Source organism: Piscinibacter sp. PDB1-1, assembly GCF_056675995.1.
The window spans coordinates 274,263-296,833 of sequence record NZ_JBWVZJ010000003.1; the positions used below are offsets into that span (position 1 = coordinate 274,263).

Sequence of the window (22,571 nt, forward strand, 5' to 3'; positions counted from 1 at the left end):
TGCCTTTCCGCCTGAGAGAGCCGCCATGACCACCATCCGCCACGCAGACCTCGTCGAGAGCGTCGCCGCAGCATTGCAGTACATCAGCTACTACCACCCTGCCGACTATATTTCCCATCTCGCACGCGCCTACGCGTCGGAGCAAAGCCCAGCCGCCAAGGACGCGATTGCGCAGATCCTGACCAACTCGAAGATGTGCGCCGAAGGGCGCCGCCCGATCTGTCAGGACACGGGCATCGTCAATGTGTTCCTGAAGATCGGCATGGACGTGCGATTCGAGGGCTTCCCCGGCAGCATCGAAGATGCCGTGAACGAAGGCGTGCGCAAGGGCTACCTCCACCCCGACAACGTGCTGCGCGCCTCCATCGTGGCCGACCCGCAATTCGAGCGCAAGAACACCAACGACAACACGCCGGCGGTGATCCACATGACCGTGGTGCCCGGCAATACGCTCGACGTGCAAGTGGCCGCCAAGGGGGGTGGCAGCGAAAACAAGAGCAAGTTCGCGATGCTCAACCCGAGCGACTCGGTGGTCGACTGGATCATGAAGACTGTGCCCACCATGGGTGCCGGCTGGTGCCCGCCCGGCATGCTGGGCATCGGCATCGGCGGCACCGCCGAGAAGGCCATGCTCATGGCCAAGGAAGTGTTGATGGAGCCCATCGACATGTACGAACTCAAGCAGCGCGGCCCGCAGAACAAGACCGAAGAGCTGCGCATCGAGCTGTGCGACAAGATCAATGCGCTGGGCATCGGCGCGCAGGGCCTGGGCGGCCTGACCACCGTGCTCGACGTGAAGATCTCGATGTACCCGTCGCACGCGGCCGGGAAGGCGATCGCCATGATCCCCAACTGCGCCGCCACCCGCCACGCCCACTTCGTGATGGACGGCTCGGGCCCCGCCTACATCGACCCGCCGAGCCTCGACCTGTGGCCCGACGTGCACTGGGCCCCCGACTACAACAAGAGCAAGAAGGTCAACCTCGACACCCTCACCCGCGCAGAAGTGCAGAGCTGGAAGCCCGGCGACACGCTGCTGCTCAGCGGCAAGATGCTGACCGGCCGCGACGCAGCGCACAAACGCATCCAGGACATGCTGGCCAAGGGCGAGAAGCTGCCGGTCGACTTCACCGACCGCGTCATCTACTACGTGGGCCCGGTCGACCCGGTGCGAGACGAAGTGGTCGGCCCCGCCGGCCCCACCACCGCCACGCGCATGGACAAGTTCACCGAGATGATGCTGGCCAACACCGGCCTGATCGGCATGATCGGCAAGAGCGAGCGTGGCCCGAGCGGCATCGAAGCCATCAAGAAACACAAGGTGGCGTACCTGATGGCGGTCGGGGGTGCGGCCTACCTGGTGTCCAAGGCGATCAAGAAATCGAAGGTGCTGGGCTTTGCCGACCTGGGCATGGAAGCCATCTACGAGTTCGAGGTGCAGGACATGCCCGTCACCGTGGCGGTCGATGCGAACGGCACCTCCGTTCACGAGACCGGCCCGAAGGAATGGCAGGCCAAGATCGGGAAGATCCCCGTGGCCGTGGCCTGACCGGCGCCACCTCCCCATGAAGCCCGGCCGACTCGCAATTGCGACACTGTCGCTGCTGGCCGGGCTCTCGGGGGTGTCGTGCGGGTTGCCGCCCGCCGACACCCGGCCTGCATCAGCCCAGCAGTCCGCTGTCGAACTTATACGGCTAGACGAAGCTGCGGGCACGCGGCTCTTTCTCGAGAGCGCAGCGCGCGAGGCCTACTGGCCGCTCAGCATCCACTTCGTCACGCAGGCCACGCAAAGTTATTGCGGTGTCGCCTCGATGGTCATGGTGCTCAACGCGCTGGCCGTGCCGGCGCCGGCCGTCCCGGGCATAGATGCCTACGCGATGTTCACGCAAGACAACGCGCTCAATGCAGGCACCGAACGCATCCTGCCGCAGGCCGTGCTGCTCAAGCAAGGCATGACGCTCGACCAGTTCGGTCAGCTCGTCGCGAGCCATGGCGTACAGGTGTCGGTCACGCACGCGGCCGACAGCAGCCTCGATGGCTTTCGCACCGCTGCCGCCAAGGCGCTGGGCACGGCGGGCCACCATGTCGTCGTGAACTACCTGAGACGCACACTCGGGCAGGAGCGCGGCGGACACATCTCACCGCTGGCGGCCTACGACGCTCGCAGCGACCGCTTTCTGCTGATGGACGTGGCGCGCTACAAGTACCCGCCGGTGTGGGTCCAGGCTGCCGACCTGTTCGCCGCGATGAATACCCCCGACGCCTCCAACGAAGGGCGCACGCGGGGCTACGTGCTGGTGTCGCAGCGCTAGGTATCGCTGGCCGGGCTCGACTGGCCACGGCTTGGTTCTTCACGCTGGGGTTTTGACGGCTCTGCCGGTGCCTCGTCGTTCCCGGCCTTGCTGTGCATGACACGCTGCGGGAACGGTATCTCGATGCCTTCGGCCTGGAGCACGTCGAGCACGGCCAGATGCACCTCTGACGTCACGCCGCCTTGCCCGTTCTCCGGGTCCGCAATCCAGAACGAGAGCGAAATGTTCATGCCATCCGCGGCGAAGGCGGAGAGATTGGCGCTCGGCCCGGGATCCTGAAGCACGCGCGGCACCGCTGCCATGGCGGCGATCAGCTTCGGCTGCAAGGCGCGCACGTCCGTGCCGTAGGCCACCTGCACCATGCTCGACACCACGATCCGCGAGCTGTCGAGAGACAGGTTCTCCACGCGCTGGGTGATCAGCATTTCGTTCGGCACAATGGCCTCGCGGCCACCCAGTGCGCGAATCACGGTGTAGCGCGTGCGGATGTCGATCACGCGGCCCTCGAAGTTGTCGACCTTCACGATGTCGCCGATCCGAAGTGAACGCTCGGCGAGCACGACGAAGCCGCTCACGTAGTTGGCGGCGATCTTCTGCAGGCCGAAGCCCAGGCCGACACCCAGTGCGCCACCGAGCACGCTCAGCGCCGTGAGGTCGATGCCCAGCGCCGACATCGCCACCAGCATGCCGATGAAAAGCAGCACGGCGCGCAGGATGTTGGCCACCATCTTGCGCATCGACAGGTCATTGCCGGTGCCATGGATGATCTTGCGTTCGAGCGCTGCCGAGAGCCACAACGCAAGCACCATCACGAGCGCCGTGGTGATACTCCCCTCCACAAAGGTGCGCGCGGAGATGTGCGCCTTGCCGATCTGCCAGCTCACTTCGTCGAGCCCTTGCATCACGACCGGAAGCACCCCCGTGATCCACAGGATGGCCGCGATCCATGCGAGCCACGACACCGTGCGCTCGATCGCCCTCACCCACTTGCTCTCCGGGAACGACGCCGAGAGAACCCGCACGGCGAGGCGAATCAGCACCAGCGACGTGAGGATCGGGATGGCCAGCTTGAACACCGCCACCTTGCCGTCATCGATCAGCACGTGTCGCGCAAGCAGCGCGAGCAGCAGAGCCAGCACGGGGAACAGCACGCCGTCGTAGACCCGGTCGCCGAAGAGGATCGACCCTGGCATCTTGAAGGCGCGCCGCAGCGCAGCCGTCACGAGCCACGAGACACCCAGGCAGGCCAGCAGGAGGCCCAGTTCGGTCAGCGCACTCGGCGAGCCCAGGTTGTGCAAGAGGACCTGGAGTTCCTTGATGTCGAACGTCGGTTTCATTTCTGATGATTCGAATGGCAGGTCAGGCCAATGGGCAGCCGACGCTCAGCCGGGCGTCAGGGCCGATCAGTGTCAGGGCAGCTCAGATGTCGGCCAGCACGCGCAGGTGCGCGGCCACGCTGCGCGCGAGGGCGCTCAACGCGTAGCCGCCTTCGAGGCACGAGACGATGCGGCCCTGGGCATGGCGATCGGCCACCTGCTTCACGCGCATGGTGATCCATTCGTAGTCGGCCTCGATCAGGCCGAGCTGGCCCAGTTCGTCTTCGCGGTGGGCGTCGAAGCCGGCAGAGAAGAACACCATCTGCGGTTTGAACTCTTCGAGCCGCGGCATCCACATCGCCTCGACCATCTCGCGGATCTCCATGCCGCGGGTGTACGGCGGGATCGGAAGGTTGATCATGTTGCTGCCCTTGGGCACGCCGCCGCTGTAGGGGTACAGCGGATGCTGGAAGAAGCTCACCATCAGGATGCGGTCGTCGCCGGCCACGATGTCTTCGGTGCCATTGCCGTGATGCACATCGAAATCGACGATGGCCACGCGCTTCAGGCCGCGCACGTCGAGCGCGTGACGCGCCGCGATGGCCACATTGTTGAAGAAGCAAAAGCCCATGGTCTCGTCGCGCGTGGCGTGATGGCCAGGCGGGCGGATGGCACAGAAGGCGTTGTCGACCTCGCCGTCGATCACGGCATCGGTGGCCGCGACGGCCGCACCCGCCGCGCGCTGCGCAGCCTTCCAGGTGCCGGCGTTGGCGCTGGTGTCGGGGTCGAAGGCCGCCGGCTGCCCGCTCACGGCGATCTCTTCCAGGCGGCTCTTCAAAGAAGCGACATAAGCGCTCGTGTGGGCAAGCGCCACGTCGCGCAGGTCGACCAAGGGTGCTTCACGCTGCACCAGAGCAGCGTCGAGCCCTTGTGCGATGAGGTGATCGTGAATCGCGTCGAGCCGCTGCGGGCATTCGGGGTGCCCTGCGCCCATGTCGTGGGCGTGGCAGTCAGGGTGGGTGTAGATGGCGGTTGGCATGGCAGGCTGCGCGACGGCGTTTCGGGTATCGTGTTTCGCATGAATCAAAGCCTTGCGTCGCAGCTCACCCGCTTGATTGACCAGATTAGCACGATCATCGTCGGCAAACGACCGCAGGTTCGAGACTGTGTCGCCTGCCTGCTGGCCGGCGGTCACCTGCTGATCGAAGACGTCCCTGGCGTCGGGAAAACCACGCTGTCACACGCCTTGGCCGTTTCGCTCGGGCTGCGCTTTTCACGCACCCAATTCACTGCCGACCTGATGCCCACCGACCTCATCGGCGTCAGCGTCTACGAGCGCAGCAAAGAGGCCTTCGTCTTTCACCCGGGCCCCGTTTTCGCACAAGTGCTGCTGGCCGACGAGATCAATCGCGCCGGCCCCAAGACGCAAAGCGCGCTGCTCGAAGCGATGGAAGAACATCAGGTCACGGTAGAAGGCGAAACCCGCGCCCTGCCGCGCCCCTTCTTCGTGATCGCCACGCAGAACCCGACCGACCAGCTCGGCACCTACCCGCTGCCGGAATCGCAGCTCGATCGCTTCTTGATGTGCCTGACCCTTGGCTATCCCGACAAGGCCAGCGAGCGCGCGCTGCTGGCGGGTGTCGACCGCCGTGAAGCCATTGCCGGGCTGAGCGCCGTGATGACACCGGACGACCTGCTGGCGGCGCAGCAGGAGGTACTGAAGGTGCATGCATCGGATGCCTTGCTCGACTACCTGCAGGCCTTGATCGCTGCCACCCGCAGTGGCGCCTGGTTCGTCGACGGGCTCAGCCCGCGCGCGGGCATCGGCGTCTTGCGCGCCGCGAAAGCGCACGCGCTGCTCGACCAACGCGACTATGTGGCGCCCGACGACGTGCAGGCCATCCTCGTGCAGACCGTCGCCCACCGCCTGGTGCCGGTGGCCGGCGCCGGCCGTGGCGCGCGCGAGCAGGTGCGCGCCATGGTGGCCGCCGTGCCGCTGGTCTGAGAAAACTCTCAGCTTGCGCGCGACTTGGGCAACTTGGTGACCGCCCAGGCCAACTCCTCAGGGTCGTAGCCGGGCAGCATGTCGTCGAGGATCAGCATCGACAGGCCATGTACCAGCGCCCACGAACGCAAGCCGGCTGCACCGGCGTCGCCGGTCACGTCGGTGCGTGTCTTCATGCCTTGATCGAAAAGCTGCGTCGCCTTGGCGATCGCGGCCAACAGCTCGGGACTCTTGCCGCGGTCGGCCACTGAAGGGCCGAACATCAAGCGGAACATGCCTGGTCGCGCCACCGCGAAGCGTACATAGGCAGCCCCCATCGCAGCGAAGGGCTCGCTCGATCCGGCAGCTGCTTGACGCATCGCCTCGGCAAAGTCGTCGAAACCACTCACGGCAAGGGCGACGAGAAGCGCGTCCTTATCAGCGAAATGGCGGTAGGTTGCCGCGGGTGTGACGCCCGCCCGGCGCGCCGTCTCGCGCACGCTCACGGCTGGCACACCGCCCTCGTCGAGCAGTTCGTGTGCACAGGCCAGCAGAGCGGCACGCAAGTCTCCGTGGTGATAGGTGTTGCGCCTTGATGTTTTCACCGTTCACATTGTCTGCTATCCTTTGAAGTAAACAGTGTTCACATAGATGAGGGAGCCATGAAGATCTTGATCACCGCAGCCGGAACGCACGGCGACGTGCTGCCCTTCGTGGCGCTGGCACGCGAGTTCCAGCGCCGCGGGCATCCGCCTGTGCTCTTTGCGAGTGGCAGCTTCTCGACCCTCGCGGCCGAGGCAGGCGTGCCCTTCGTCGAGGTGATTCCGGCCGCGGAGTACACGAGCTTCCTGGCCGACAGCGACGCCACCGACCCCATCAAGGGAATCCCGCTGTTGGCGCGCGCGGTGACGGGCGCGCTGCGCCCCTGCCTCGAGGCCCTGCGGCGCGAGTTCGAGCCGGGGCGCACGCTTGTCGTCGGTTCGTCGCTGGCCTGGGCCACACGCCTGCTGGGCGAACTGGAGCGAACACCGGTTGCTACCGTGCATCTCGCGCCCACGTGGTTCAGGTCTGACTACCTTGCGCCGGCCTTCGGGCCGCTCGGTCACCTGGAGCATGCGCCGCGCTTCGTGAAGCATTGGTTGTGGAAGCTGATGGACCACCGCTTCCTGGACCCGCTCTTCACCAAGCCGTTCAACGAACTGCGCGCCGAACTGGGCCTGCCGCCGGTGCAGCGCATGTACCACGCATGGATCCACGAAGCCGCGCTGACGCTGGGCATGTTCCCGGAGTGGTTCGCGGCTCCGCAACCCGACTGGCCACCGAGTGTTCCGCTCACCGGTTTCCCGCTCTACGACCATGGGCAGGACGACGCGTTGCCACCGGCGGTCGAGAGCTTTCTGCGTGCGGGCGAGGCGCCGGTGGCCTTTACGGCCGGTACCGCCAACACCTCGTCGCATGCCTTCTTCGAAGCCTCGGCGCGTGCCTGCGCGCTGAGCGGCCGGCGCGGCCTGCTGATCACCCAGGATGCACGGCAACTACCCGCTTCGCTCCCGCCGGGTGTAGCGCATGTCAGCTACGTGCCGTTCAAGGCCCTGCTGCCGCGGCTGGCGGCGTTCGTGCATCACGGCGGCATCGGTACCACCAGCCAGGCGCTGCTGGCTGGCGTGCCGCAGCTCATCCGCCCCATGGCGTTTGACCAGTTCGACAACGCCAGCCGTGCGGTGCGCCTGGGCGTGGCGCGACAGCTCATGCCGCGCCGCTACCGCCCACACGCCGTGGCGCGCGTGCTGGGCGAACTCACCGCCGACACCGCACTGCGCACGCAGTGCGAGCGCGTGGCGGCCAGGCTGTCGGGCGAGCCCTCGGGCGTCTCGTTGGCGTGCGATGCCCTGCTGAAGCTGCCGCTTCCGTCCACCCCGCGCTGATCGCCATGCGGGTGGCGTTGAGCACCGACGCTCAGGCGCTCGGGCCCGCTTGCACTGGCTCGTGCACTTTGGCGGCGTGTTGCTCGGCCTGTGTCTCGCCCACGCCCACCCGCAGCAGCAAGGAAGGCAGCAGCGTATTGAGAAACGCATACACCAGCAGCCCGCCGTAGAGCGCGTCCGGGATGTGGAAGTGCTTGTGCAGCAGTTGCGCCAGCACCAGGGTGAAGATGAGTGTGGGCAAGAGCGACACGCCGATGCGCATGGACGCGCCGCGGCTGCCGCCGAGCAGCTTGTGGCGCGCCCAGGAGGCGAGGTAGCGCAAGGGGATCAACAGGCACAGTGCCATGCCTACGCCCGCAGCCTCCAACCCCAGCGCCTGCAACGGCACATGCATGCCGTTGTAGAAAAAGTAGAACGGCATGAAGAAGCTCGAGAAGAGCTTCACGGCGTGCATGGTGTCGGGCGTCAGCACAGACCCGGCACGGCGACTCAATTGCGTGGCAATCACGCCCGCTATGAATGCGCCCAGCATGTGCTCGGCTTCCAGCCCGTGCGTGACGAACGCCGCTGCGATCGCGACCATCACCAGCAACGAGAACCCGGACCCCGGCGCGTGCGGCACGACCCACCGCGCAAGCGCAATGTAGGTCAGCGGTAGCACCACCACCAGCGCCACCAGGATTGCGGTCGAACGCGACAGCGCGCCCGGCGTGCCGGATTGCAGTGCTACGAACATCAGCGCCAGGGCGAGCACCTCGCCGACGATGGCTTCGTTGGCGATCTCCCTGCGCTCGCCCTCGTCGAGCCGAAAGCGATCCAGGGAATCGAGGATGAAACCGGTGGACGACGTCAGCAGCGCGAGCGCGAGAAGCACCGCCGCGGGCCAGCCCAGGGACAGAAACCGGTGCGCGCACCACGCCGCCGCCGCCAGTGACAACATGCGGACGGCGGTGAAGATCGCGATCGGGCCGGCCTGGCTGCGCAACTGCGCGAAGTCCACCTCCAGCCCGGCGTGCAGGAACAGTGACGATATGCCCAGGACCGCCAGCAGGTGCACCGGCCCGACATCAGCGCCCAGCTCGGCCTCGAGCAACTGGGAGGCCGCGACGCCAATCACCAGGCACGTGAGGGGCGCAGGCAAGCGAAACCGCTGCAACGCGCGTGGCAACACGAGCAGTACGCACAACAACAACAGTTCGATGAGTTTGATGTCTTCCACGTGCACCCCGCTCCTTGGTGGAGTCGGATGTTAGGTCGCTTCGTGACCCGACACACGCCCGGTCGAAGCGAGGCGGCTACGATCCCCCCATGCCCACCGATGCGTTCCGCCTCAGCAGCCCCGCCGCTCCCCTGCGCAAGCGGTGGAAAGCCTGGTGGCAGGCCCGGTTGCCGCGCACCGACACGCTGCTGCTGACACAGCGCAACGTCTACATCCTGCCCACGCGAGCAGGGCTCATGTTCGGTTTGACGCTGCTGGTACTCCTGGTCGCGTCGATCAACTACCAGCTGAACCTCGGCTACGTGCTCACCTTCCTGCTGGCGGGCAGCGGGTTGGTGTCGATGCACGTCACCCACAACACGCTGCGCGGGCTGACCCTGCACCTGCGCCCGCCCGCGGCGGTGTTCGCGGGTTCGCCGGCGTTGCTGGACATCACGCTCACCAGCGCAGGCAAGGCGCGATTCGGCATCGGCTTGCGCATGGAATCGATGCGCTCCAGCAGCCTGAGCTGGACCGATGTGCCGGAAGACGGGCAGGCGATCGCCCAGGTGAGCTTCGTGCCCGCGGTTCGCGGGCGGCACGAGGTGCCCGCACTGAGTGTCGAGACGCGCTTTCCGCTTGGCTTGTTCCGCGCCTGGTCGATCTGGCGGCCGGCGGCGCAGGTGATCGCCTACCCCAAGCCGGAGCACCCGGCCGCGCCGCTGCCGCCCGCGCATGCCGCACCGGGCGGGCCGGCGGCACGACGCAGCCGCGATGGCGGCGAGTTCGAAGGCGTGCGCGGCTACCGCCGCGGCGACCCGCTCAAGCTCGTGTTCTGGAAGAAAGCCGCGCGCAGCCTGGAAGCCGGCGGCGACCTCGTGAGCCGCGACACCAGCACCGCCGTCCATCACGAGCTCTGGCTCGACTGGGCGCACGCCGCGGGCCTGGCCCCCGACGACCGCCTGTCTCGCCTGGCCGCATGGGTGCTCGCCGCCGATCGCGCCGAGGTCGACTACGGCTTGCGCCTGGCCGCAAGCGAGATCCCGCCCGGCCACGGTGAATCACACCGCCAGCGCTGCCTGGAGACACTGGCGCTATGGGGCTGACATGGGAGTGACCTGGTCCGGCTGGCGACACTTGCCGCGTGAATCGCGCGACACGCTGTTCCTGCTCGGCGTCATTACCTGGACGGTGCTGCCGCACCTGGCCAACGTGCCCGTGTGGTGCGGCCTGCTCACCGCGATCGTGCTGCTGTGGCGCGGGCAGCTCGCGCTGACCAACGGGCCGCTGCCCGGGCGCTGGTTGCTGGTGGGGGTTTTGGCGGCGGCAGCGCTGCTCACGCTCTGGTCGTACAAGACGCTCCTCGGCAAAGAGCCGGGCGTGACGATGGCCGTCGTGCTGATGGCGCTGAAAACGCTGGAGCTGCGGGCACGCCGCGATGCGTTCGTGGTGTTCTTCCTCGGCTTCTTCCTGGTGCTGACGCACTTTCTCTTCTCGCAGTCGCTGCTGGTGGCCGGTGCGATGCTGGTGTCGGTTTGGGGCTTGCTGACCGCCGTGGTGCTGGCGCACATGCCGGTCGGCCAGCCCAGCTTGCGCAAGGCCGGGGGCCTGGCCCTGCGCACCGCCTTGCTCGGCGCGCCCATCATGGTGCTGCTGTTCGTGCTGTTCCCTCGCATCGGCCCGCTGTGGGGTGTGCCGCAGGACGGCGTCGGCAAGACGGGCTTGTCAAACACCATGAGCATGGGCAGCGTGGCCGAGATTGCCGCCGACGACAGCATCGCCATGCGCATTCGGTTCTTCGGCGCCGCGCCGGCGCCCGAAACGCTCTACTTCCGTGGCCCGGTGCTGTCACGCTTCGATGGTCAGACCTGGAACGCCAGCTACACCACCTACAGCCCGGCGCGTAGCGACCTGCGCCTGCGCGGCCCGGCCATTCAGTACGAGATGACGCTGGAGCCGCTGCGCCTTCGGCTCCTGCCCTTGCTGGAGGCGACCACCAAGGTCGACGGTGTGCCCGAGATGCGGCCAACGCGCAGCGAAGACATGATCTGGCTGCTCTCGCGCCCGCAGTTCGAGCGCGTCCGTCTTGAAGCCACCGCGCATACGGACTTCGGCCACGGGCCGCTGCAGCGCGACTACTCCCTGCGCGAAAACGTTCAGCTGCCGACGGGATACAACCCACGCACGCTGGCCTGGGCTGAGCAGCTCGGCAACGATGCGCGCTACGTCAATGCGGATGCCACGCAGCTCGCGCGCGCGGTGATGGCGCACATCCGCACCGGCGGGTACAGCTACACCCTGGCTCCGGGCTTGTACGGAGAGACCGACCCGCGAACAGCCATCGACGAGTTCTGGCTCGATCGCAAGATGGGCTTCTGCGAGCACTACGCAGCCGCATTCGTGGTGATCATGCGTGCGCTTGGCGTGCCCGCGCGCGTGGTCACCGGCTACCAGGGTGCTGACCCGCTCCCGGTCGATGGCTACTACATCGTGCGTCAGAGCTACGCCCATGCCTGGGCCGAGTACTGGCAGGAAGGCCGCGGCTGGCTGCGAGCCGACCCGACCTCCGCGGTCGCGCCCGATCGCATCCTTCGCAGCCGCAGCCTCCAGCCCGCGCCGGGCCTGGTGGCGGGCGCCTTCGCAAACGTCAACGCCCGGTTCCTGGCCCAGCTGCGCAACACCTGGGAGACGCTCAACAACCGCTGGAACCAATGGGTGCTGAGCTACTCGCGCGGCCAGCAGCTCGACCTGCTGAAGCACCTGGGCATCGACTCACCCGACTGGACCGACCTCGCGCTGATGCTGATCGGCATCTTCAGCGGGCTGGCACTGGTGGGCGCCGTGTGGGCCTGGTGGGATCGGCATCGGCAGAACCCGTGGGAGCGGCAGGCACGCGAGCTGCGCAAGACCCTGCGCGCCCTGGGCCTCGATGCCGCATCGCACGCACCTCCGCGCGAACTCGCCACGCAGGTCCGACAGCGCTTTGGCGAGCGCGGAGAAGCCCTGGCCACGTTGCTGGAGACACTGGACCGGCAACGCTACAGCCGAAGCGCCATCACGCGGCCCTCGCCCACCTGGTGGCGCGAGGTGCGCAGTGCCACGCGGAGCCTGCGCGCAGCGCGGGGTTGAAGCCGCGTATCGAGGTGTGTGCCTCGATAATCCGGCGATGCTCGCCACCCACATCCGCTTTCTCACCCTGGCGTCCATCGCCACCCTGCTTTGCACCGCCGCGTTCGCTCCTGATGCCAGCGCGCAGACCAAACGCCCGCAGGTTCAGCCGCGTGACGACAGCGCGCCCGAATCCTTTACCTACGGCCAACGCGAAGACGTAATGCGCTTCGGCGCCGAGCTCGCGCAGCGCCGCGGCCTCGACCCGGCCTGGGTGCAGGCCCGCCTGGCCGAGGCGCGCTACATCCCGAGCGTTGCCAAGTTCATCATGCCGCCGCCCTCGGGCACGGCCAAGAACTGGGCGGCGTATCGCTCGCGTTTCGTCGAACCCACGCGCATTCGGGCGGGGGTTGCGTTTTGGCGCGAGAACGAGAAGTGGCTGCAGCGCGCCGAAGAGATGTACGGCGTGCCGCCCGAGATCGTCGTGGGTGTCATCGGCGTGGAGACGATTTACGGCCGCCACATGGGCAGCTTCCGCGTGATCGACGCGCTGGCCACCTTGTCCTTCGATTTCCCCACCGGCCGCAAGGACCGCACGCCTTTCTTCCGCGACGAGCTGGAGCAGTTGTTCGTGCTGTGCCACAGCGAGCGCATCGATCCGATGTCGCTCAAGGGTAGCTACGCCGGGGCGATGGGCATGGGCCAGTTCATGCCCGGCAGCTGGAACAAATACGCCGTCGACTTCGATGGCGACGGCCGCATCGACATGCACAACAGCCCGGCCGATGTGATCGGCAGCGTGGCGCACTACTTCGCCGAGTTCGGCTGGCAGCGCGGCGTGCCCACGCGCTTCGACGTGGCCGCCCCCGTGGACGCGACCGACCGCGCCTTCCTGCTGGGGCCTGACATCCTGCCGAGCTTCACCGCCCGCCAGTTCGCCGAGAAAGGCGCGGGGCTCCCGGCCGCCGGGCGCGAGTACCCCGGCCAACTGGCATTGATCGAACTGCAGAACGGCGATAACGCGCCCCCCAGCTACGTGGCGGGCACGGCCAACTTCTATGCCATCACGCGCTACAACTGGTCGAGCTATTACGCGATGGCCGTCATCGATCTGGGCGAGTCGGTGGGTTTGATCCGCCAGCACACTGCAGACGCGGCTGCGGCACCGCGCGCGGTGGAGCCGCCTGCGTCGCAGTGAGCCGTACACATGGCGCGTGAATCACGACGCCTGCTTGGGCGGCTGAGCGGCGGGCGGCAGCTCCTCGGGCGGCCATGTGTCCAGAAGTGGCTCCTCGACCACCTGCAGCCCGTGAGCGAGCTCCCAGCTCGAATCGATCCAGCCCGCGCCCGACCACTCGGCCGGCTGCGCCGGCTTGCGGCGCGCTTCGGGGACATCATTTGGCTTCATTCCAACTCCACCGTTGCCAACGATCGCTCTCTTTTCGGCAGCGCATGCGGTGTGCGCCTGCCGTGTTCGCGATCTCATCCCACCCGTGAACGAAAGATAGCGAGCCCGTCGCGGCACGCGAACCCCGCAGGTCGAGGGCTCCGCGATCGGGTGCGTGACTTTGTGGCGCTTTGCCGGGTCGCCCTTTCGTGCGCCTGTGCTTAAAGCGGGATCACGCTTACGGCCACATCCATGTCTTGTGTGCCGCCACCCAGGATCACGCCACGCAATGGCACCACGTCGGCAAAGTCGGCCCCCCACGCGAGCGTGATGTATCGGCGGTCGGCGAGCTGGTTGTTGGTGGGGTCGAACTCCACCCAGCCGCACGCAGGCGAGTAGGCCGCCACCCAGGCGTGTGACGCATCCACACCCATCAAGCGCGGCTGGCCCTCGGGTGGGTCGGTGAGCAGGTAGCCCGAGACGTAGCGCGCCGGCAGGCCGTGGCCGCGCAGGCAGGCGAGCATGAGATGCGCGAAATCCTGGCAGACGCCGCGCCGCTGGTGGAGAACCTCGTCGACCGACGTGCTCACCGTCGTGGCACCAGGTTCGAACTCGAAGTGGGCGTGGATGCGGCGCATCAGGTCCGTTACCGCCTCCAGCCAGTCGCGCCCCGGCGTCAGTGACTCCAGCGCATACAACCGAGCGCCCTCGGAGAGCGGCACCAGCAAGGTGGGCTCGCACATGCGCGCCGGCATCAGGTCGTCGAGATGCGGGTCTGCATGCACCTCTTCGCGCACCTGCTCCCAGGGCACGAAGGGCGTGGCCTCGGCGACAGGCCGGTCGGCCACCTCGACGTGGCACTGCATGCGAACGCGCAGCATGCGGTGCGCCCCATGCAGGCCAAAGTGGGTGATGCTGTTGCCGAAGCTGTCCGGGGCGTCGTGGCGCTCGTCGGGTGGGGGGTCGATCTGGATCGCGCACGAAAGCAGCCGCTGCCACGGCAGGCTGCGCGGCGTGAGGCGCGCGAGCTGCCACGACTGAGACACCGGCGCGGTGTAGACGTAGCGTGTCTCGTGCTCGACGGTGTAGCGCTCGTTCATGGCGACACCATCCGGCGATCGGTTCTCCGCAGGGCGGCCCCCACAGTCAATGCGCCGCCTCGGTAGACAGGAGCGAAGAGATCTGTGGACAGCATCACCTCAGGCCACCAGGGAAAGCACGCTGCGCGAATCGGCATGCGAGAAGAACTTGAGTGTGAGTTCGTCCGAAACCACGTGGGCCGCGCGCTCCAACTGCCGCAGCAGCTCGGCGAGCGCATCGCTCTCGGGGTGCAGGTCACTCGGTTGAAGCGACTGCAGTGCGGTGTAGGCCGGCGCCAGCACATCACCCGCAAAGCGGCCGTGCGAGGCCTCTAGCTTGTCGACGTACTCCACCAGCCCCTTGACCTGGAAGGCAACCGACCGCGGGTTGGTGTCGTCGCGCACCAGCAGGTCAAGCACGGGCAGCCACTCGGGCGTCACGATGTACCGCGAGCGGTAGGTCATGGTGGAGTCGGCCAGGTCGAGCAACCATTCGAGCCCACCGGCGCGCCCCTCTTCGATGGCCGTCTGCAAGGCCAGGCACATGTGCGACAGGCGCTCCAGGCGCCGCCCGATCGACAGGAAGCGCCAGCCCGAGCCGCGCGTCATGCCATCGAGCGCGTAGCCCGAGAGCGTCATCATCGACGTGACCGCACGGTCGAGCCAGCCCAGCGCCAGCGGCAGCGAACTGCCTCGCTGGAACACCGGGTCGGCGATCAGGCCATTGAGCGTGCGCCAGTTGTCGACCGACATGCGGTCGCGCAGGGTGAAGGCCACGCGCGAGAGTTGGCGCAGCTGCGAACTGAGGCTCTCATCGGGGTGCGTCGCGGCGCGCAGCAGTTCGGTGCCGGGGTTGTCGGCCGTATCGATCAGGCCCAGGCGCTGCGCAAGCGCGAGCACCGGCACGAGGCCATCGGAGAGATCGTCCACGTTCGCATCGGCGTGGCCCAGCACGGTAGCGATCGCCACGCGCAGCAGGCGGGCCGAGCCGTCACAGCGCTCGCCGTAGCGACCGAACCAGAACAGGTTCTCGGCCGCGCGCGACGGCAGGTTGCCGCGCGAGGTGACGAGATCGGCCGCCGTGACGGTGCTCGACAGCAGCGAGAACGATGCGTTGACGGGCCCGTCGGACAGCACCCAGGTGTCCTTGGAACTGCCACCACGCTGCATGGCGATGACGCGCGAGTCGCCATCGCCCGCGACCCGCGTGAGCCCGCCGGGCATCACCCGGTAGCCGTTGGGCGTGGCCACGGCGAAGACGCGCAGACCCACCGTGCGGGCGCTCAACTGGTCGGCGCGTGCATCCGGCCCGCGTTCGAGCACGGGAGCCTGCGAGACGTGCACCCACTCCTGCGCCACGTAGCGCTGCGGGCGCGATGCCACTCTGGCATGCAGCATCAAGCGCTCGTCGTCTGACAGATCAGCGCCGAAGACCGCAGGCTCGCGTGCGGAGCGGTCGAGCGGCTTGATGATGATCTTGTCCAGCCGCTTCCAGGCGTCTTCGAACGCGGCGGGCTCGCCCAGCCACCAGGTCGCCACCGAGGGCAGGCGCAGCTTCTCACCCAGCAGCTGCTCGCTCAGCTTGGGCAGGTAGCCCAGCAGCGCGCCCGACTCCAGCACACCGGAGCCCAGCGCGTTGGCCACCATCACCGTGCCGCGGCGGGCGCAGTCGGTCAGGCCGGCTACGCCGAGCGCGGAGTTGGAGCGCAGCTCCAGCGGATCGCAGTAGTCGTCGTCCTGGCGGCGCAGGATGCCGTGCACCCGCTTGAGGCCCTCGACGGTCTTCATCCACACGCGGCCATCGCGGACGGTGAGATCACTGCCCTCCACGAGCGCGAAGCCCATGTAGCGCGCGAGCAGGGCATGCTCGAAGTAGGTTTCGTTGTACGGGCCGGGTGTGAGCAGCGCGATCAGTGGTGGGCCATCGCCCTTGGGTGCCCAGCGCAGCAACGAATCGCGCACCTGCGAGAAGTAGGAGGCCAGGTGCTGCACATGCAGATCGCGAAAGAGCTGCGGGAACACGCGCGACACCACGAGCCGGTTCTCGAGCGCGTAGCCCGAGCCAGAGGGCGCCTGCGTGCGGTCGCTGACCACCCACCAGCGGCCATCGGGCGAGCGCGCCAGATCGGCGGCGTAGTTGAAGAGGTGCACGCCATTGGGTGGGCGGATTCCCTGCACCTGGTGCAGGAAACCGCTGTGACCGAAGACCACCGAAGGCGGGATGGCACCACTCTTGAGCAGCGACTGCTCGCCGTAGATGTCGGCCAGCACCTGGTTGAGCAGCTCCGCGCGCTGCGCAATGCCTGATTCGATCTCTTCCCACTCGCGCGGCGAGATCAGGAGCGGCAACGGGTCGACGCCCCACGGGCGGTCGGCGCCCTTGGGGTCGGCGTAGACGTTGTAGGTAATGCCGTTCTCGCGGATCTGCCGCTCCATCAGCGACAGGCTCTCGCTCACGCCCGGGCCCTCGCGCTCGGCCAGCGTGCGCAAAAAGGCATCCCAATGCGGGCGCGGTTCGCCAGGGGCGCAGAGAAGCTCGTCGTAACGGTCTTCCAGGGCGGCGTAGCCGGAGAGCAGCTTTCTCTGCATGTACGAGGGCAAATGCACGGGGACCGCCAATTCTCGTGGATGGAGTGAGCCTGCCCGGGGGGAGGAACCCCCGCAGATGTGCAAAAACAATACCCGGCCGAGGCTTCTCGGCGGTGCGTGTTGCTGTGCAGCACGCCAGCGGCGCCTCGTCAGCGCGTCATCAACGCTTTGTCAGCGCCTGTGAACCGCCCTGCCCGCGGGCTCGCGCTCCGCGAGCGCACGCGCGATGAAGTGCCGCGGCACCTTGGTCTTGGGCACGTGAAAGTCGAACCAGCGGCGCACGTCTTCGGCCAGCCCGACGCCGTGCATGTAGTTGTAGAGCGCCTTCTTCAGGCCCACGCCCAGGCCGTCGTGGTCGGTGCCGGTCGGATCGACGAAACCGATGTCGTTCTTGGCGAACGACACCGGCGGCAAGGGCTGCAGCGTGACACCGTAGTCCGACGGGTTCTGGCCCACTGGCGAATGCACCGTGCAGGCAAAGCGGTGAAAGAAGCCCGACTGGATGCAGCCGTTCTCGAACAATTGGCGCACGTATTCCAGGGCGTCCACCGTGTCTTGCGCCGTCTGGGTCGGGAAGCCATACATCAGGTACGCATGCACCAGGATGCCGGCATCGGAAAACGCCTTGGTCACGCGTGCCACCTGCTCGACCGACACGCCCTTCTTCATCAGGTTGAGCAGCCGGTCGGACGCCACCTCCAGCCCGCCCGAGATGGCGATGCAGCCACTGTCGGCCATCTGCTGGCACAGCTCGGGGCTGAACGACTTCTCGAAGCGGATGTTCCCCCACCACGAGACCGACATCTGCCGCTGGATCAGCTCGGCCGACAAGGCCTTGAGCGCCTTGGGCGGCGCCGCTTCATCCACGAAGTGGAAACCGGTCTGCCCGGTCTCGTCGACGATCGCCTGCATGCGGTCGGCGAGCGTGGCCGCCGATGCGCCTTCGTAGCGCGAGATGTAGTCGAGGCTCACGTCGCAGAAACTGCACTTCTTCCAGTAGCACCCATGGGCCACGGTGAGCTTGTTCCAGCGGCCATCGCTCCATAGGCGGTGCATCGGGTTGAGCATGTCGAGCAGCGAGAGATAGCTGCCGAGCGGCAGGCCGTCCCAGGTGGGCGTGCCGACGTCCTCGAAGGGCACGTCCTGCTCGATCCAGTTCACATAGCGCACGGCGCCGTCTTCGTCACGCAGGTAGGTCCGAACCAGGCGTTGGCGCGAGCGCTTTCCTTGCAGGTGTTCGAGCAATGCGAGCAGCGGGCGCTCGCCGGCGTCGAGCGTCACGTGGTCGAAGTGGTCGAACACGCGCGGCTCGCGCAGCTCGCGAAGCTCGGTGTTCACGAAGCCGCCACCCAGCACCGTCACGACGGCCGGGTCGTGCGCCTTCACGGCCTGGGCGATGCGGAAGGCCGCGTACACCGAGCCCGGGAACGGCACCGAGATCAGGACCACGTTCGGTCGGTGGCGCTGGACGGCATCGAGCGTCAGTGCAACGAGCGTGCGATCGACCAGGTTGAGCGGCGCCGCCAACGCCTCGGCCAAGGGCTCGAAGGTGGGCTGACTCTGCGCCAGCGACTCGGCGTAGCGCACGAACTCGAAGCGCGGGTCGATGGCGTCGCGCAGCACGTCGGCCAGGTCATTGAGGTACAGCGTGGCGATGTGCCTGGCGCGGTCCTGCATGCCGAGCGCACCGAACGCCCAGGCCAGCGGGTCGCCGCCTTCGTCGTCGATGTAGACATCGAGCGACTCGAAGCGATGGCCCTCGGGCAGGTAGCCCCGCCCGGCAATGCGGTGGCCCAGGGTGGGATCGCGGCCCTGCAAAAAGGCAATCGTCGGCCCGATGGTCGCGGCGTAGCGATCGAACTGCGCCAGAAAGGCGTGAACCCTCGCGGTTTGCTTCGATGCCGGCTCGGCCTCGATCTGCTCACGCACCTGCGCCAGCCCGGGTGCCGACAGCAGACGCAGCACGAGCGCCAGGGCCAGGTCCTCTTGCACGGCGTCGACCCCGCGCGAACGCAAGAAGCCCGTGAGGTAGGCGGTGGATGGGTAGGGCGTGTTGAGCTGCGTCATCGGCGGGATGACGGAGAGCACACGCAGGGGCGATGGGAGCATCGGCAGAGTCTGCCATGCTCGCCCGGCCGGGATCGGCCGGCGTGGCAACGGCCCCAGGGCCCGCGCTGCCTGGCCTGATCCCCCGCGCTTGCGCCCTCAACACCTCAGGGCGCAAGCACCTTCACGCACTCAGGTCGCAGGTGCCCTGCGCAAATCGAGCGTGAACGGGAAGTTCGGGTTGCGCTCTTCCCTGGGCACCGTCATCGGGCCCGGAGTGTGCCCGGTGCGGAAGAAGCGCGCCAGGCGCCGTGCCTCGGCTTCGTAGGCGTTGATCGGGAAGGTGTCGTAGCTGCGCCCGCCAGGGTGGGCCACGTGGTACTGGCAGCCGCCCATCGAACGGTTCATCCAGGTGTCGACCAGATCGAATGTCAGCGGCGCATGCACCCCGATGCTCGGGTGCAAGGCCGAGGGCGGGTTCCATGCGCGGTAGCGCACGGCGCCGACGAACTCGCCGACCTTGCCGGTGGGCTGCAATGGAATCACCCGCCCGTTGCAGGTGAGCACATGGCGGTCGCCAACGAGGCCGGTGACGTGCAACTGGATGCGCTCGACCGACGAATCAACGAAGCGCGTCGTGCCGCCAACGGCACCCTCCTCGCCCATCACGTGCCAGGGCTCGAGCGCCAGGCGCAACTCCACTTCCACGCCCATGGCTGCGAAGTCTCCCAAGCGCGGGAAGCGGAAGTTCATGTGCGGTGCAAACCAGTCGAGCTGTATGGGGTAGCCGGCGGCCTGCAACTCTTCGACCACATCACCCAGGTCTTGCCAGATGAAGTGCGGCAGCATGAAGCGGTCGTGCAGCTCGGTGCCCCAGCGCTTCAGCCGCTCCGGCTGGTACGGCGCCTGCCAGAAGCGCGACACCAGGGCGCGCATCAGCAGCTGCTGGGTGAGGCTCATGCGGGCATGAGGCGGCATCTCGAAGGCACGCATCTCCAGCAGGCCCAGCCGGCCGGTGGGGCCATCGGGCGAGTAGAGCTTGTCGATGCAGAACTCGGCGCGGTGGGTATTGCCCGAGACGTCGATCAGCAGGTTGCGCATCAACCGGTCGACCAGCCACGGCGGCACGTGCCCGTTCTCGCTGGTGATGCGCCGCAGCTCGGCAAAGGCGATCTCGATCTCGTAGACCGAGTCGTTGCGTGCTTCGTCCACACGCGGCGCCTGGCTGGTGGGGCCGACGAAAAGGCCCGAGAACAAGTAGCTCAGCGCCGGGTGGTTGTGCCAGTAGGCCACCATGCTCGCGAGCAGGTCGGGCCGGCGCAGGAAGGGGGAGTCGGCCACCGTGGCGCCACCCAGCACGAAGTGGTTGCCGCCGCCGGTGCCGGTGTGGCGGCCGTCGAGCATGAACTTCTCGGTCGACAGCCGCGTCTCGTGCGCCGACTGGTAGAGGTGCGTGGCCTGGTCGACCAGCTCGCCCCAGCTGTGGGCGGGGTGGATGTTGACCTCGATGACGCCCGGGTCGGGCGTGACGCGCAGCAGCGCCAGGCGCGGGTCCTTCGGCGGCTCGTAGCCTTCGAGGATCACCGGCAGCTTGAGTTCGAGCGCCGTGTCTTCGACGGCGCACACCAGTTCCAGGTAATCCTCGAGCGACGTGGCCGGTGGCATGAAGATGTAGAGCCGGCCATTGCGCGGCTCGGCACTCATGGCGGTGCGTGTCACCCAGGCTGCCGATTCGAAACGGCCCGGTGCGGGCACGGCCGGCGTCGCGCTTGCGCTCGGCGCACGGTGATCCCCGTTCAGCGCGGCGCGCGAGCGTTCGGCAAAGCTCACCGAAGCACGTGCGTCACCTGCAGCGGTGGCCGCTGCGGCACCGGCCGCGCCTTCGTTGTCTGCCTTGGCGAAGCGCAGGCGGCGGTAAGGCGGCAACGGCGCGAAGGGCTGGGTCTGGTCGGGCGGGTAGACCCAGGGCAGATCGGTGTCCTTGGCCCACGGCTGTGAATCGAGCGGAAGGCGGTAGCCCATCGCCGAATCACCGGGGATCAGGTAGCAACGCTCGGCCCGCAGGAACCACGGGCCCGTCTGCCAGCGTGGGCCGGCACCCGGGTTACGTGCGACCGGGAACACATGGCCCACCACCTTGTCGAGGCCTTGCGTGAACACCTTGCGGATGCGGTCGCGCTCCAGCGGGTCGGCCAACCGGGCGTCGAAGGGGTCGACGTTGGTCGGCAGCTTGCGCTCGCGCCACAGGTAGTACCAGGTGTCCTCGTAGGCGGGGAACACGTACTTCGCGTCCAGCCCGAGGCGCTTGGCCACGCCGCTGAGAAAGCGCTGGGCGTGCACATCGGTCACGCCGTAGTCCTCGTGCTCACTCGCGAAGAGCTCGGGGTGTGTCCAGATGGGTTCCTTGTCCTTGCGCCAGAAGAGGTTGAGCGACCAGCGCGGCAGCTGTTCACCGGGGTACCACTTGCCCTGCCCGTAATGCAGCAGGCCGCCGTCGCCGTACTTGGCGCGCAGCTTGTCCATCAGGTCGGCGCTGAGCAGGCGCTTGGTGGGCCCCATGGCCTCGGTGTTCCACTCGGCGCCCTCGCGGTCGTCCACCGACACGAAGGTGGGCTCGCCGCCCTGGGTCAGCCGCACGTCGTTGCGGCGCAGGTCGGCATCGACCTGGTGGCCGAGCGCGTCGATCGCGTCCCATTGCGCCTCGGTGTAGGGCAAGGTGACGCGCGGGGCCTCCCACACGCGGGTGACCGACATCGAGTGCTCGAAAGTGGTCTCGCATTCATCGAGCGCACCACTCACCGGCGCAGCCGAGCGGGGGTCGGGTGAGCACGCGAGCGGGATGTGGCCTTCGCCGGCCAGCAGCCCGGACGTGGGGTCGAGACCGATCCAGCCTGCGCCGGGCAGGAAGACCTCGCACCAGGCGTGCAGATCGGTGAAATCGACTTCGGTGCCGCTCGGGCCGTCGAGTGACTTCACATCGCTCTTGAGCTGGATCAGGTAGCCCGAGACGAAGCGCGCCGCCAATCCCAGGTGGCGCAGCAGTTGCACCAGCAGCCAGCCGGTGTCGCGGCACGACCCGCTGGCCTTGACCAGCGTCTCTTCAGGCGTTTGCACGCCGGGCTCCATGCGCACGAGGTAGCCGATGTCGCGCTGCAATTGCTGGTTGAGCGCAACCAGGAAGTTGTTGGTGGCCACCTTTTCCCGCGGGATCTTCGCCAGATAGTCGGCAAAGGCCGGCGTCAGCTCACCCTTTTGCAGGTAGGGCGCGAGTTCCGTCGCGAGCTCGGGCTCGTAGCTGAACGGAAAGTGCTCGGCAGAGGGCTCCAGAAAAAAGTCGAACGGATTGAGCACCGACATCTCGGCCACAAGATCGATCTCGATGCGAAACGAGGTGGTCTTGTCGGGGAAGACGAGCCGCGCCAGGTAGTTGCTTTGCGGGTCCTGCTGCCAGTTGATGAAGTGGGTGGCAGGCTCCACGTGCATCGAGTAGCTCAGGATGCGCGTGCGCGAATGCGGCGCCGGGCGCAGCCGCACCACCTGCGGCCCGAGGTTGATCGGCCTGTCATAGTGGTAGTGCGTGACGTGGTTCAGCGCAACATGGATGGACATTCAGGACTCCAGGGGAAT

16 protein-coding genes are annotated in these 22,571 nt (G+C 67.3%); 7 read left to right on the top strand and 9 right to left on the bottom strand.

From position 1 onward, the window contains the following. Nucleotides 1–25 precede the first annotated feature (25 nt). Together AC1KAR_RS17220 and AC1KAR_RS17225 are read left to right on the top strand one after the other, a co-directional pair. Nucleotides 26–1,549: a fumarate hydratase gene (locus AC1KAR_RS17220; protein WP_480319909.1), complete on the top strand. Its 1,524-nt coding sequence runs from the start codon at nt 26–28 to the stop codon at nt 1,547–1,549. A 16-nt stretch (nt 1,550–1,565) separates the two neighbouring features. Continuing rightward, nucleotides 1,566–2,312: a phytochelatin synthase family protein gene (locus AC1KAR_RS17225; protein WP_480319911.1), complete on the top strand. Its 747-nt coding sequence runs from the start codon at nt 1,566–1,568 to the stop codon at nt 2,310–2,312. Here AC1KAR_RS17225 and AC1KAR_RS17230 read toward each other — a convergent pair. Next, complete coding sequence (locus AC1KAR_RS17230) at nt 2,309–3,649, bottom strand: mechanosensitive ion channel family protein (protein ID WP_480319913.1); 1,341 nt, start codon at nt 3,647–3,649, stop codon at nt 2,309–2,311. The two genes, AC1KAR_RS17225 and AC1KAR_RS17230, sit on opposite strands and share 4 nt — an antisense overlap. 82 nt (nt 3,650–3,731) lie before the next feature. Then, the gene (locus AC1KAR_RS17235; protein ID WP_480319915.1) at nt 3,732–4,667 is read right to left on the bottom strand and encodes a histone deacetylase family protein; all 936 of its coding nucleotides are present in this window, start codon (nt 4,665–4,667) and stop codon (nt 3,732–3,734) included. Nucleotides 4,668–4,706: 39 nt separating this feature from the next. On the opposite strand from AC1KAR_RS17235, the gene AC1KAR_RS17240 reads away from it, so the two are divergent. Beyond that, entirely contained in the window at nt 4,707–5,633 is a 927-nt protein-coding gene (locus tag AC1KAR_RS17240; RefSeq protein ID WP_480319917.1) for an AAA family ATPase, read from the top strand. Nucleotides 5,634–5,641: 8 nt separating this feature from the next. On the opposite strand, the gene AC1KAR_RS17245 is transcribed toward AC1KAR_RS17240, so the two are convergent. Further along, entirely contained in the window at nt 5,642–6,178 is a 537-nt protein-coding gene (locus tag AC1KAR_RS17245; protein WP_480319919.1) for a TetR/AcrR family transcriptional regulator, read from the bottom strand. A 96-nt stretch (nt 6,179–6,274) separates the two neighbouring features. Between AC1KAR_RS17245 and AC1KAR_RS17250 the strand changes: the two genes are divergently transcribed. Beyond that, nucleotides 6,275–7,537: a glycosyltransferase gene (locus tag AC1KAR_RS17250; protein ID WP_480319921.1), complete on the top strand. Its 1,263-nt coding sequence runs from the start codon at nt 6,275–6,277 to the stop codon at nt 7,535–7,537. 31 nt (nt 7,538–7,568) lie between these two features. Here AC1KAR_RS17250 and AC1KAR_RS17255 read toward each other — a convergent pair whose 3' ends face one another. Further along, nucleotides 7,569–8,756 carry a cation:proton antiporter gene (locus tag AC1KAR_RS17255; RefSeq protein ID WP_480319923.1) on the bottom strand — a complete coding sequence of 396 codons (1,188 nt, stop codon included), beginning with the start codon at nt 8,754–8,756 and terminating at the stop codon, nt 7,569–7,571. An 89-nt stretch (nt 8,757–8,845) separates the two neighbouring features. On the opposite strand from AC1KAR_RS17255, the gene AC1KAR_RS17260 reads away from it, so the two are divergent. Genes AC1KAR_RS17260 through mltB form a run of 3 tightly spaced genes read left to right on the top strand, consistent with a single transcriptional unit; the run spans nt 8,846 to nt 13,041 of the window. Beyond that, complete coding sequence (locus AC1KAR_RS17260; RefSeq protein WP_480319924.1) at nt 8,846–9,841, top strand: DUF58 domain-containing protein; 996 nt, start codon at nt 8,846–8,848, stop codon at nt 9,839–9,841. Nucleotide 9,842: 1 nt separating this feature from the next. After that, nucleotides 9,843–11,864, top strand: coding sequence for a transglutaminase TgpA family protein (locus tag AC1KAR_RS17265; protein WP_480319926.1), 2,022 nt, complete (start codon nt 9,843–9,845; stop codon nt 11,862–11,864). 37 nt (nt 11,865–11,901) lie between these two features. Further along, nucleotides 11,902–13,041: a lytic murein transglycosylase B gene (gene mltB, locus AC1KAR_RS17270; protein WP_480319927.1), complete on the top strand. Its 1,140-nt coding sequence runs from the start codon at nt 11,902–11,904 to the stop codon at nt 13,039–13,041. Nucleotides 13,042–13,062: 21 nt separating this feature from the next. Here the strand turns inward: mltB and AC1KAR_RS17275 are convergent, their stop codons facing one another. From AC1KAR_RS17275 to AC1KAR_RS17295, 5 genes are all read right to left on the bottom strand, one after another. After that, nucleotides 13,063–13,251, bottom strand: a complete 189-nt coding sequence (locus tag AC1KAR_RS17275; RefSeq protein ID WP_480319928.1) for a hypothetical protein — start codon at nt 13,249–13,251, stop codon at nt 13,063–13,065. Between the two features lie 200 nt (nt 13,252–13,451). Further along, nucleotides 13,452–14,330 carry a transglutaminase family protein gene (locus AC1KAR_RS17280; protein WP_480319930.1) on the bottom strand — a complete coding sequence of 293 codons (879 nt, stop codon included), beginning with the start codon at nt 14,328–14,330 and terminating at the stop codon, nt 13,452–13,454. A gap of 99 nt (nt 14,331–14,429) precedes the next feature. Then, a complete protein-coding gene (locus tag AC1KAR_RS17285) occupies nt 14,430–16,898 on the bottom strand; it encodes a circularly permuted type 2 ATP-grasp protein (RefSeq protein WP_480319931.1) in 2,469 nt (822 codons plus the stop codon). Between the two features lie 171 nt (nt 16,899–17,069). Next, nucleotides 17,070–19,007: a B12-binding domain-containing radical SAM protein gene (locus AC1KAR_RS17290; protein WP_480319933.1), complete on the bottom strand. Its 1,938-nt coding sequence runs from the start codon at nt 19,005–19,007 to the stop codon at nt 17,070–17,072. A gap of 129 nt (nt 19,008–19,136) precedes the next feature. Beyond that, entirely contained in the window at nt 19,137–22,553 is a 3,417-nt protein-coding gene (locus AC1KAR_RS17295; RefSeq protein ID WP_480319934.1) for a transglutaminase family protein, read from the bottom strand. Nucleotides 22,554–22,571 lie beyond the last annotated feature (18 nt).